11 protein-coding genes are annotated in these 12409 nt (G+C 49.8%); 6 read left to right on the top strand and 5 right to left on the bottom strand.

The window, feature by feature from the left end; all coding sequences use genetic code 11:
* Positions 1-78 precede the first annotated feature (78 nt).
* The gene (locus PAT3040_RS02540) at positions 79-561 is read right to left on the bottom strand and encodes a helix-turn-helix domain-containing protein (RefSeq protein ID WP_108991426.1); all 483 of its coding nucleotides are present in this window, start codon (positions 559-561) and stop codon (positions 79-81) included.
* A gap of 479 nt (positions 562-1040) precedes the next feature.
* Here PAT3040_RS02540 and PAT3040_RS02535 point away from each other — a divergent pair, with 479 nt between their 5' ends.
* From PAT3040_RS02535 to PAT3040_RS02525, 3 genes are read left to right on the top strand one after another with little or no spacing between them, the layout of a single operon-like run.
* A complete protein-coding gene (locus tag PAT3040_RS02535) occupies positions 1041-1676 on the top strand; it encodes an HD-GYP domain-containing protein (RefSeq protein WP_108991425.1) in 636 nt (211 codons plus the stop codon).
* Positions 1677-1732: 56 nt separating this feature from the next.
* A complete protein-coding gene (locus PAT3040_RS02530) occupies positions 1733-2158 on the top strand; it encodes a chemotaxis protein CheW (RefSeq protein ID WP_087571000.1) in 426 nt (141 codons plus the stop codon).
* 56 nt (positions 2159-2214) lie between these two features.
* Positions 2215-3804, top strand: a complete 1590-nt coding sequence (locus PAT3040_RS02525) for a methyl-accepting chemotaxis protein (RefSeq protein ID WP_087570999.1) — start codon at positions 2215-2217, stop codon at positions 3802-3804.
* A gap of 95 nt (positions 3805-3899) precedes the next feature.
* Here PAT3040_RS02525 and PAT3040_RS02520 read toward each other — a convergent pair whose 3' ends face one another.
* Both PAT3040_RS02520 and PAT3040_RS02515 read right to left on the bottom strand, forming a co-directional pair.
* Positions 3900-5030 (bottom strand): serine hydrolase domain-containing protein, encoded by a 1131-nt coding sequence (locus PAT3040_RS02520; protein ID WP_108991424.1) that lies wholly within the window; start codon positions 5028-5030, stop codon positions 3900-3902.
* 44 nt (positions 5031-5074) lie between these two features.
* Complete coding sequence (locus PAT3040_RS02515) at positions 5075-7051, bottom strand: alpha-amylase family protein (RefSeq protein WP_108991423.1); 1977 nt, start codon at positions 7049-7051, stop codon at positions 5075-5077.
* Positions 7052-7214: 163 nt separating this feature from the next.
* Between PAT3040_RS02515 and PAT3040_RS02510 the strand changes: the two genes are divergently transcribed.
* The 3 genes from PAT3040_RS02510 (at position 7215) to PAT3040_RS02500 (ending at position 9787) form a co-directional block, all read left to right on the top strand.
* Positions 7215-8084 (top strand): AraC family transcriptional regulator, encoded by an 870-nt coding sequence (locus PAT3040_RS02510; RefSeq protein ID WP_087570996.1) that lies wholly within the window; start codon positions 7215-7217, stop codon positions 8082-8084.
* A gap of 244 nt (positions 8085-8328) precedes the next feature.
* Positions 8329-9210 (top strand): putative RNA methyltransferase, encoded by an 882-nt coding sequence (locus tag PAT3040_RS02505; RefSeq protein WP_258234793.1) that lies wholly within the window; start codon positions 8329-8331, stop codon positions 9208-9210.
* Between the two features lie 145 nt (positions 9211-9355).
* Positions 9356-9787 carry an NUDIX hydrolase gene (locus PAT3040_RS02500; RefSeq protein WP_108991422.1) on the top strand — a complete coding sequence of 144 codons (432 nt, stop codon included), beginning with the start codon at positions 9356-9358 and terminating at the stop codon, positions 9785-9787.
* 100 nt (positions 9788-9887) lie between these two features.
* Here the strand turns inward: PAT3040_RS02500 and PAT3040_RS02495 are convergent, their stop codons facing one another.
* Complete coding sequence (locus tag PAT3040_RS02495) at positions 9888-10907, bottom strand: leucine-rich repeat domain-containing protein (RefSeq protein WP_108991421.1); 1020 nt, start codon at positions 10905-10907, stop codon at positions 9888-9890.
* Between the two features lie 199 nt (positions 10908-11106).
* Positions 11107-12399: a UDP-N-acetylglucosamine 1-carboxyvinyltransferase gene (murA, locus tag PAT3040_RS02485; RefSeq protein ID WP_108991419.1), complete on the bottom strand. Its 1293-nt coding sequence runs from the start codon at positions 12397-12399 to the stop codon at positions 11107-11109.
* Positions 12400-12409 lie beyond the last annotated feature (10 nt).

Genomic DNA, 12409 nt, shown 5'->3' with positions numbered 1-12409 from the left:
CTATTTTAATGCTCCCCAACTACCCAAACCCATACTTGAACTAATGTTTTTCCCTTTAGAGGTTGTTCAAAAAGTAGACTAATACTTCGTTTTCCGGCTTGATCTGGAGTCTTTAAGAATAGCATGCCGTTCCACGAGCTTCGATACACCTCTAAGAGAGTATCGGTATCCAAATTCCCTTTCAATACAGGTCGCAATAGCCTGCAACGTCCACTTCCGACCACTGGAATACCCGCCGCGCTTCGGAGATCTGTTGTTAATAATTTGCACCAGCGTTTCCAGCTGACCTTCCGTTAATCTAGGCGGCGCGCCAGTCGAAAAATCCATCTTCAAGGCATCAAGCCCACCTTCCTCAAAGGCTTTGATATGCGATTTTATCGTTTTGACGTGACGGTTCTGGATATCGGAAATGTGTTCCGGCGAATATCCTTTCAGGTGCAAATACAGCGCCTGGTACCGTTCATACATTCGTCGATCCTTGACTCGCTTCATGGCGTGTTCGACCGACTCCAAGCTTCCCGTTTCACCTGTTGCCCTATCTCTCTCATTCGACAAAAACATACAGATTCCCCTAAGCTATTTTGGAAAAACAATAGTTCAAATAAAACATAATATGTATTTTAAATCGACAAATTCTTATTAAAAATATTAAATTTTTATCATTAGGAAATAAATTGATTTTAAATATTGTTTCAAATTTATTTTCAATAAATTCGTTGGAATCTAAAGAAAATTTCATCAATTCAATCTTACGAATATTTTTTTCACTTATTATCTCACATATTAACAGCTTTTTGTTTAGTACACTTTAATTATTATTAAATACTTTCCATTTTATTCTTATATTTCATTCGGGACTTTGGACTTAAATGAAGGTTGTAAAAACAGTATAAACATACTATACTACGTTCGAACAACGCTTCAACTAGTTAAATCGTCACAGGAAATGTTGTCGAATTACAGCGTTATCGAATTTTGCTCAAGTTGCCGCACCAAATAGACGATCCGGAGAAGCAGCTTGCGAAAAGAGGTGGGCGACGGTGAGAGTGATCGCATTATCGGAAAAAGGACACGGCGGCGGCTATCCGTTGTACGATGCCATGGAGGCGCTTCGGCGCAAGCACCCTGACACGTACTATCATTGCATTCGAACCTCATTGTTAGCTGAGAAGTTCGCGGCAGGACTTGAATTGGACAAACGGGAATCGAGAGAGTTAGTTCAAAGCTGTCTCATGCATGACATTGGCAAGCTGTTGATCGACAACTCGATTCTTGATCATGAGAGGAAGTATTTCGGATCACGTCCGGGCGCGCTGGAGAGGCATCCGGCTATCGGAGTCCGATTACTGGAACCGGTCATGAATTCCCGAATTCTTGCCGCGGTTCGTCATCAGAATGAGCGCTGGGATGGCGGTGGCACACCAGACGGGCTTACAGGGGAACATATTCCGCAATATGCAAGAATCTGTGCGATTCTCGATATTTTTGATGGTTGGGTAATGCCTGGAGGCCATTATTCCCATAGAACCATAGCAGGAGGCGTAAAAGAATTGAGACGATTGGCGGGCAACCGACTGGATCCTGGACTCGTGGAGTTGTTCATAAAAATGGTTTGCAAGCCTGGCGCACTGTACATGTATGGTTGGCCAAACGCCATGGCCCCCAATGACAGTTAGCAAGGAGCGCCCTATCGCCATGCCGCGCTTTACACCAGCCCAGGAGGAAAAATACCATGGAACTCAATTTATCCGAACAATTTGTTGAATTCAACATCGGTACGGACAAATATGCCGTCATTATTTCTGAAGTACACGAAATTATTCAAATGCTCGAAATTACGGGGATGCCGGACACGCCCATGTATGTAAAAGGCGTCGTAAATCTGAGAGGAAAAATCGTCCCCGTCTTCAGTCTTAGACTGCTGCTCGGCATGTCGGAGGAGACTGTATCCAAATCCACTCGCATTATTGTCGTTCGCAATCGGGATACTACGGCCGGTATTATTGTCGATAAAGTGAACAAGGTGCTCCGCTTCAAGGATATTCAGCTTCCGCCTGATCAATTCGGCGGTATCTCCTCCTCGCTGCTTGCCGGAATAGGCATTACGGATGGCGATTTGACTGGTATTCTTAAGCTGAAAGAAGTGCTTATGCAATAACGAATAGCCGCGCCCTGCGGAACATCTTACATACGCGACAAGGAGAGTTACCTAACATGAAATGGTTCTATAATCTCAAAACGATGGTTAAGCTGATTGCCGCGTTCCTTCTTATTTCAATCATGATGACTTTCATAGGTTTGTACGGCTTAAGCAATTTGGGCAAAACCAATAGCAGCTTAAACGATATGTACACGAACCAGCTTAGGGCAGTTGCCGAAATACAGAATGCTAAAATCGCTCTTGGCGAGATGCGCACGTTCGTCCGCAAATTATATATGTCTCAAACCTCCACAATGATTAACGAAACGAAAACGACCTTGGAAACCGACATGAAAGTGGTGGAAACCGCAGTTCAAGCCTTCAGCCAAACGAAGCTGTCAACGGAATCCGAAACGGCGCTCAGCCAATTTCAGACCCAATGGCCTAAATACAAAGATGCGGTGAGCCGTGCCATTGCCTTTAGGGACAGCAATAATCTTGAAGATTTGCTGGCGTTTATCGACGGAGAATATGTCCTCCTCGTTGGCGAGCTTCAGAAGCCTCTTAACGAATTAATTGATATCAACATGAATGAAGCCGATGTTGCCAGAGACGAAGGCGCAGCATTGTATGAATCGTCTCGGAACATTACGATTGCCGTATTAGTCGCAGCCGTACTCGCAAGCATTGCATTCGGATATTTCATCTCTCGCATTATTTCAGGCCCATTAAATCGAGTTGTCGCCTTGCTTTCGAAAGTAGCGGATGGCGATCTGCGCGAGAAGGTCGAGATCGGTACGCGCGATGAAATCGGCAAGCTCGGGGACGGCATCAATGCCATGATCGACAAGCTTAGAGTTGTTGTTGGCCGGATCTCCGAGCATTCGCAAAACGTGGCCGCATCCGCCGAGCAGCTGTCCGCCAGCAGCGAGGAGCTTGCCGGAGGCAATGCCAATCAGGCCGAAGCGGCTCAAACGATCAGCGAGCTGTTCAAGGAGCTCTCGTCCGCCATTCATTCCGTCGCGGAAAACACGGAAATCGCGTCCGAGCTGTCGGACAAAACGATGGAGATGGCGGGTCAAGGCAACGAGGTCGTTCAATCTTCCATGGAAAGCATGCATTCCCTGCAGAGCTCTATGTCGCGACTCGAAGAGGATTCCTCCAGAATCGGCGATATTATCGAAGTCATCGAAGATATTGCCGATCAGACGAACCTGCTGGCTTTAAATGCCGCGATCGAGGCCGCCCGTGCCGGCGAACAAGGCAGAGGATTCGCCGTCGTCGCCGACGAGGTTCGCCGATTGGCTGAACGAAGCAGCGAAGCGACGAAACAAATTACGGGCATTATTAAAGGCATGCAAGAAAATACGAGACAAAGCTCGACGGCCGTCCATCAAAGCGTCGCCATGTCCAACAAGACGTCGGAATCGTTCCAGCACATTGTGTCCTTCGTCAACAACGCGGGCATGAAAGTGTCGGAAATCGCGGCGGCCAGCGAGGAGCAGGCAGCCCAGACGACGACGGTACTAACCGCGGTAGAGAGCATCTCCGCCACGACGCAGGAAGCCGCGGCCGCGAGCGAAGAATCCGCCGCCACTGCGCAGTCCCTGGCCGTGCTCGCCCAAGAGCTGCAACAGGCGATCGCGGTGTTCCGGGTCAGATAAAGCCAGTCTTGTAATAACGCAAATGGTTGCCGCAAGAACAAGAGCCGTTCCCGGTACATGCCGGGGACGGCTCTTTCTTGTTATTCGCCGATTGCTTAGATACAAGCGTAGACGATATTTCTCAGGCGTGTATGCACGTATGGCTCTTGGTTGTTCAGCATATGCTGGCCATACATGACCGTAAGCTCGTTTGCAGGGTCGATAATGGCCATGCAGCCCGCTGCGCCTGCCCATCCGAACTCACCGATGGGGCTTAACGAACCGCTCTCTTCCTTGGAAATATGGGTTCTGACGCCAAGTCCATAGCCGTAGCCCTTCATATGCTCCCAATTATAATCTGGACGCGTAGCCGAAGTGAGATGATCCGCAAGCATCAGCTCTACAGTCGCAGGAGCTAAAATTCGTACGCCAGCCGGGCTCGTTCCCCGGTTCGTTAGCGCGTTAAGGAACAATGCATAATCGCTTACGGTCGATAAGAGACCGGCGCCGCCGCTTTCGTATTCCGTACCAATCCGGAAGCCGTTATTGTCATGTCTTATTGCCTTGCCCAGAGCATCATCGTAAAAATATTGCGGAGCCATTTTTCCGCGCTGCTCTGCCGACAAGTCGAAGCCGGTATCTCTCATTCCCAGAGGACCCGTAATTTCCTCCTGGATGTAGACGCCGAAGCGACGTCCGTCTACGACTTCCACCAGCGCTGCCAGCACATCATGACAGAGGCTGTAATTCCAATGCGTGCCGGGTTCAAACTGGAGCGGTTCCTTCGCAAGCGCTTCTGCGAACGCTCTGGTAGGCACCTTGCCTGCCGTAGTCTCGATCACCTCGCGAATAGACGGCACGGACAGATCGTACGAGAAGCCGGCCGTCATCGTAAACAGATCCCGCACCGTAATAGGACGTTCCGCCTTAGCCAGCGTCTTTTCCCCGTCTTCTCCCCGCTTCACGCTCATCTCCGCATATTCCGGCAAGTAAAGGGAGATTGGGTCATTAAGCAACATCGCTCCCCGCTCGACAAGCTGCAATGCCGCGACGCAGGTCATGATCTTCGTCATGGAATAAATATTGATAATCCGGTCTTCGTCAATCGGCGTTCCCGCCTCAAGATCCAGCATTCCGCTCCGGTAGCGGAATACGGTCTCGTTGCGATGCATGACCAGCACCTCCGCCCACGGAATGCGCCAAGCGGTAATACGGTCGAGGAATAAGGCTAATGGTTTGAAATCCATGGTTCGCCATCCTTTAACTATAAAATAGTCGTTAATCTATCAACCTATTCATTATAATCGATAACGACCATCTGGTGGCAATCCAATTCGGGTACCGTATACGAAACGACGCCATTCTCGAAATGATATGGAAGCGGAGTGAGCTGAGGCGCCAGATATACGCCCTTAACGTCAGCGTCAGTCCTAACGGACACCTCAACGTTGTGAAGCGGGATGATGTCCTCAATAACCTCGATGCTTTTACCGCGACGGATCGGCGTTGCGTACAAAAGATGGTTAACGAGACGTTTCTCGGCCTTCTGTTCCTGCAGCGTAACGACGCCTTGAGCCGGGAGAGTGGTATCGAGCGTGATATCGGGAAGAAGCTGCTTCAGCGCGTGCACGACCGTTTCCTTCAGGATCAGGCTGCCCTTTTCGGCATATTCGTCGAACACGTTCCAGGCTATATAAATGCCATTCTCGTTCTTAACGATGCCTGGCCCCCCGTAGGTCTCGCTGTTAGGCGTATGCTGATGGGAGCAGAATGTGTAAACATCCCGATTGAAGTAAGGATCCTCGCGACGTCCTAGCTCCGTTCCACCCTGCAGCTCGATCTTCTGCCCCTGCGAGTAGAAAATAAACGCCGCTTCCTCCAGGCTTCCCGGCTTAAACAACGGACGGCAATAATCCGGTCGATACGGATTGCGTCCAACCAGTCTCGCGCCAAAGTCGATGACGAAGCTCTCTGCCTCGGCGTCCAGTCCGGACCAGCCCGTCGCAAGCAGCTTGCCGCCTTGTTCCAGATAAGCCTCCAGCTTCTCTAGCAGGGAGTCTTCCACTGCTACGTAATCCGGCAGAATCAAGACCCGGTACGCCGAGAAATTCTGCTCCGAATCGATGACGTCGAACAAGAAATTGCCCTCCAGCAGCATCCGGATCGCGCCGACATCGGATTCCGACTTTACGCCTTCCTCTTTAACCTTTGGATGCACGCCTGTCGCCTCCAGAGACAGAATCGCGACATCCGCAACATTCGTCGTCCCCGTACACCACGCTTCCTTGCTCTCAACCTCCCGATATGCAGCCCCGATCAAGGCATAGGTCGCTTTGTCCATTTGGCCGTTCGGAGGCAACTGATCGCCAATGGAGCATTTGGCCCCGTTCGCAATACTGAGCGCCGCTTCGTAACGGAGCGCATTGGGATGCTTATAGCCGCCGAATTCTCCCCATGTCGTATGGAACTTGCCCGTCATGCCGAGAAACTCCATGCCAAGGGTCTGAGCATATCGTGCCGACAACGGGAAGTGGTCGTAGCCCCAGCCGCCAGTAGGCAGCGATTCCAGCTCCAGATGCGTATTCATCCATGCCAGGTCGCGGCGCCCGCGCTTGATATGGCCGCCGTTATGAAAGATCGGAAGTCCCGGCTTTACGGATTCCACGGTCTCTTTGACCTTGGCCGTATAATTCGCATAGGTTCTCTCCCATAACGGCCGCATGTCTTCGGCGTTCCGAGGATCGATCCCTTCCCGTCTAGCCGTTGCCACGCAGCTGTGGCAATAACAGGATTTGACGCCGACGATGTCGAGGAACAGCCCGTCCGCATCGTAGCGGGACAACGTCTCCGCGATCTGCGACAGCAAAATGTCCAGGTACGGCGTGTTAAAGCAGATAACATGATAGCCCGGATCCATAAAACCTTTGACCCAGTTTGTCGCATCTTCCTTGTCGCGGATCAGCCATTCGGGATGCTGTATTGCCAGTTTCTCGTCGAGCCCCGCCGACAAATAAACGGGCGTCTTGACGCCGATTTCATGCGCGGCTTCGATTTGAGCGCCGAGCAGATCAAAGCTTAGTCCGGGATGAATCTCGTTGGCTTCGGACGGATGGTAAGCCCAGCCGTGATGACATTTGGAAAATACCGTAATGGAATCCACGCTGCCTAATTGAAGCATCTCCTGAAATTGCCCTTTGTCGAATCGCTCTCCGATCGGTGTGATGGCCTCGGATGTATGGAAATCTAGATGGACCTGACGAAATCGCATGATTCACTCTTCCTTTCCTGTTCATATGCCTTAAGTATAGGAAGCGCGGAGCGGATTGGACAGATTCGGAAACGACTTGTAATAGCACGATTTCTACCTTTCGATGCCGAAGCATGCTACAATGAATGGCAACCAGCACTTCTTGCAAAGGAGATGGCCCGCCATGATTTGTCTCGAGCTTACGATCCCCCCGTTGCCTCAGCTGGTCACGATCGGACATGCTGTCTGGCCGCCCGGGATCAAGCATCTCTCCCGCGTTTTCGACGTATATGACATGCTCTTTGTTAACAATGGCGTCCTATATATGACCGAAGACAATAAGTCTTATGAAATTACCGAAGGCAATATGTTAGTGCTGGAGCCAGGCAAACATCATATCGGCCATCAAGCAAGCTCCGAAGCAACGGAGATCTACTGGGTTCATTTCGTCCACGATGCGCCTGTCCGTACGCTTGACAGCGCCAGTATTCCTTGGTCATTCCCTTATGCCAAAGGCACGGATCTCGACCTGGCTCCTCACAGACAGACGATGTACCTTCCCAAGTTCGCCGACTTCAACGGCCCTGATCTCCTGCCCGTTTTGAACCGCATGTTGGAGCTGCATCATCGCGCGACGGCCTCCGGCTCGCTGTTGCTTCAAGCCGAACTGGCCTCCTTGTTGGTGAAGCTGCAAGAAGCCGCGCAAAGGCGTTATGCTCCCCGGTCGCGTAAGCTGTGCGATCTCGCCATTGCATATTTGCAGCGCCATGCAACGGATCCGTTTAGCGCCGACCATATGGAGAAAGCCTTGCATTACCGGTTCGACTACATTGCTAGATGCCTCAAATTGTACACGGGCAAGAGCCCGCTGCAATTCAAACACGGACTGCAAATATCGGAGGCGCGTTCGCTGCTGGCAAATGCCGACCTATCCGTTGCAGAGGTCGGCGAGAGAGTCGGCATCGATAACGTGAACTATTTTATCCGGCTGTTCCGCAAGGAAACCGGCATAACCCCGGGACAATATCGTTCCTCCAGGCAGGGACGGGCGTAGTATATGCGAAGGCCGCATGCGGTCGAGCAATGTTTCCTCCTATAAGCGAAACATGCTAATATAAGAGTGTTTAATCCTGTATCCTGTATTACAAAAGGGAGAGCTAATCCATGATCATCAAATTCATTCGTTTAAGGTAATGTAAGGCGCAGATCACTTAACCCGCATTTTGAACAGAAATGCCAGGGTTTATTTGATTGTGCCTTTTTTCATTCACCTACTACGAATGAAAGGGTGCTTTTTTGTGTTCCAAAAAAGTAAAAAGTGGATTAGTGCTGAAAAAATCGAAAAGAATCAAGAGCTATTTAGATGCCCATTGTGCAAGAAATCGATGCGAGGGGTCCACTTGCAAAGTTTGATTTGCAGCAATCGGCACTGCTTTGATATAGCAAAACATGGATATTTAAACCTACTGTCTCGAGGTAATCTTACTAAATATGATAAACAGGTATTCGATCACAGAAGATTAATCGGCAAAGGCGGTTTGTTTAATCCCTTACATGTCGCGGTAAGTCAAATTATAATGAATCATCACTCGAGTAATGATCTTATAAGCATACTGGACGCGGGATGCGGAGAAGGGTCTCACTTAAATAACATACGATTAGAAATAAGTCAGAATAAAAATATCGCTACATTGGCTGTAGGAATCGATATTTCAAAAGAGGGCATTCGTATGGCCGCATCCGAATATTCCGATGCGATCTGGTGTGTCGCGGACATTGCAAACTGTCCATTTGCAAATCGGCAATTCAAATTCATTTTAAATATTCTTTCCCCGGCAAATTATTCGGAATTCCAGAGATTGATTAGTGATCATGGTTTGGTCATTAAAGTCGTGCCTAATCGGGATTATCTGATGGAATTAAGAGAAATCTTTTACAGCGGTTCAGATAAACAGGTTTATTCGAATTTCCTTACCACCAGCCACTTTAACGAGCAGATCAAGTTAGTGGATGTTCAAAACATTCGGTATCAAGTAAACCTGGGTGAATCCTTAATCGAACCCTTGCTTGGCATGACGCCTTTATCCTGGGGTGCTTCTAACGAGCGTATAGAAAAAGTGCTGCAGATGAATCTGAAACAAGTCACGATGGACTTCAAGATTTTGATTGGTAAAAAATAACCGAACAGGAATGAAGCTGCCGACGATGATCGGCAGCTTTACTGCGTTAATTTCAGTGCAACTTTTTATTCTAATTAACGTCTATTCATATGTTAATATATGTTAATTAACTCTTTCAATTTAATCGACCAGGAGGAATGCAGGAATGTCACGAAAGCCAGTTGGAGCGGCGGCAGTTATCATGGATTCGGAAGGGCGAGTTCTTTTAGTAAAACATAACTACGGAAAATATAATTGGGAACTACCTGGCGGCTTATCTGAGCAAAATGAATCTGCCGAAAATACGGCAAAAAGAGAAGTGCTGGAAGAAACCGGTCTTGAAGTTTCGGTTGAGCGCTTGACTGGCGTTTATTATGAAGCTGTTCATGATATGCACCACTTTGTTTTCACATGTAAGCTGGACGGCAACCAACCGCCACAGCCGGATGAGAAAGAAGTAACTGATTGTAAATATTGGGCTATAGATCATTTGCCCAAGCCTATTAGTGACTTTACAATCGCACGTATTCAGGATGCGTTGAATATGGATGGTAACCGACTATTCCATTTGATTGGAACGAGACAATGGTTTGAATAATCGACTTAATGCATAGACCATTTAGCCAACGGAGATCGTTAGCAAAAAACAGCGACGGCCCAGGACTTTATCTCGTCCTTGGCTGTCGCTGTTCCAATTTCTAATTGTAGATAAAGCTCAGATCCTTCATGCGGGAGAGAAAGTCGGGTTTAGCGCGAAGCAAGCTTGGAGCAATCATCAAATGACGGAGATTCTTCAACTTCTCTATCTCTTGGGGGAGTTCGTCGATAGACGAATATTGAATCGCAAGCACCTCTAGCCGCTGCAGCTCGCCGATTTCCGGCGGGATGCGGTTCAAACTTATCTTATGGATGGGCTTGGGAGTCCAGCCTGGTGCGGGCCGGTCCGAACTGGCGCATACGATACGCAGCTCCCGCAAATTTTTAAGTTTGCCGATGGAAGAAGGAATACAAGCCAGATCGGCCGTCATAATCGATAAAATCTCCAGCTTGCTCAGCTCGAACAAAGCTTCGGGCAGCTCATAGAGATCCTGCTCGAAAATATCCAGTTCGACCAGTTCCGTGCAATAACGAATGTCATCGGGCAACGACTTCAATCCATGCCCGCTGATCGAGAGACGGGTCCCCTTTTGCTTGATGGCATCCTCCAGCAGACGATCCAAATTGTGATGGTTCTCGAGCTCCAGAAACAGGCCCGGATTTTGATCCATCAACATAGTCGCCTCTTCTTCGGATACCTCCAGACCATACATGTTCTCGTGTACGATGGAATACAAATAATCGCCGCCCCCTTCCATCAAGAAACACAAATCCTCGGGAAGGTTGGGAAACTTCCAATCGGACAAACCATTGGCCAGCTCCTTCAGCACCTTGCCGCTATTCTCGGAGCAACGATAGAAGCGGTAGATGCCAGCCGTATAAAAAGCGCTGCTTCTATAACTTTCGTGCGCCTCGATGACATCCTCCATATTGCCCGCAGGAATCGTATGCGTATGAATGAGGTATGGCTGCAGCTCCTCCAATGCAAGCATATATCCGGTTGTATCCCAAACGGGGTAAATTTCCAACGCTTGTTTAAGCACGAAACAATCCGAATTTCGGATCGCCAAATCGATTACCCGCTTGTAAGCTTCACCTGTCGGCGGCATGTAAAATCTCAATGAATCTTCTCCGATCTAACATGTCTAATGACATGTTTGGTTGTTTTCTTCCGCCTCGTCTCCATAGCTAGTAAAACGGGATACAAAAGGATCAACAAGATCGTAACTCCAAGGGATGCTTCGAATGCTTTGCGAAATACGGCCGTCGACCACCCGTCTTCAACGAATCCAAGCTGCCTTTCCAGGCAGCCTTCTTCCATTATCCCGGCAACATCCATTGTCCCGAGGCTTCGCCAGCCTCTATCTCACTCATATCCAGCTTCGCTCCGATGGATCGGAAGCTGCCGATGACGTCTTCGTAGCCGCGTTCCAGATGCTCGACTCCCGTAATGTAGGTGCTGCCTTCGGCCGTAAGACCCGCCAAAATCAGACTTGTGCCGGCGCGAACATCCGTAGCGTGAACCCAGCCGCCTTGCAACTGTACTCCTCCGCGTATGTACGCACTCTCCTTGCGGAGCTCAATCTCCGCGCCGAGTCTGCGAAGCTGCGGCACATGCGCGAAACGTTTCGGATAAACGCGGTCCGTTACGATGCTTTTGCCCCTCGCCTGAAGCAGCAGCGCGGTCATGGGCTGCTGCAGATCCGTCGCGAAGCCGGGATACATGCCGGTACGCACACGAGTCGCCCGAAGCGCTCCCGTACCGTACGCGGTGATTTCGTTGTCTCCGCATTCGATCTCCAAGCCAATCTCACCAAGCTTCGCCAGGCAAGCACCCAGATGCTCGGGAATGACGTCTTGCACCGTCACTTGTCCACCGCGAAGTCCAGCCGACATCAGAAACGCGCCAGCAAGCAGCCGATCCGGAATGATGGTATAGCTCCCTCCATTTAAATAAGGAACCCCTTCGATTCGAATATGCTCCGTGCCTGCTCCGTAGATTCTGGCGCCAAGCCTGTTAAGAAAAGCCGCCGTATCCACAACCTCCGGATCCTTCGCCGCATTATGCAGCCATGTCCGGCCACGGGCACGCACGGCGGCAAGCATCGCGTTTATAGTAGCACCCGAAGTAATCGTGTCAAAATAAATGGGGGCTCCCTTTAATTCCGCAGCTTCCACGACATAATGATCGTCCTGCAGATTTACCCGTGCTCCAAGCGCCCGGAACATCTTGATATGTTGGTCGATCGGCCGGGACACAAAGTCGTCGCCTCCTGGATAACCGATCGTCACTTTGCCGAATTTGGCCAGCAGCGCGCCTGCAAAATAATAGGAGGCGCGATAGCTGGAAGCTTTGCCGGGATCGATCTCTGCTTTATGGATCCAGCGCGGATCGATAACGATGCGGCCGTCTACCCGCTTGAGGTCCAGGCCAATGTCCCGGCCGATCGTTGCAATGACGCGCACATCATCGATTGGAGGAATGCCCTCCAGCGTTACAATATCGTCTGCCAAGCAAGCAGCCGCAAGAATGGCGAGGGCGCTGTTTTTCGCCCCCGGTATATGAACAGAGCCGTACAACGGCCCCGAATATTCCGTTTGGATAACTTTCATGGCGATATTC

The organism is Paenibacillus agaridevorans, assembly GCF_003112455.1.
GTDB classification, from domain to species: Bacteria; Bacillota; Bacilli; order Paenibacillales; family Paenibacillaceae; genus Pristimantibacillus; species Pristimantibacillus agaridevorans.
This window is presented reverse-complemented; position numbering and strand designations above follow the sequence as displayed.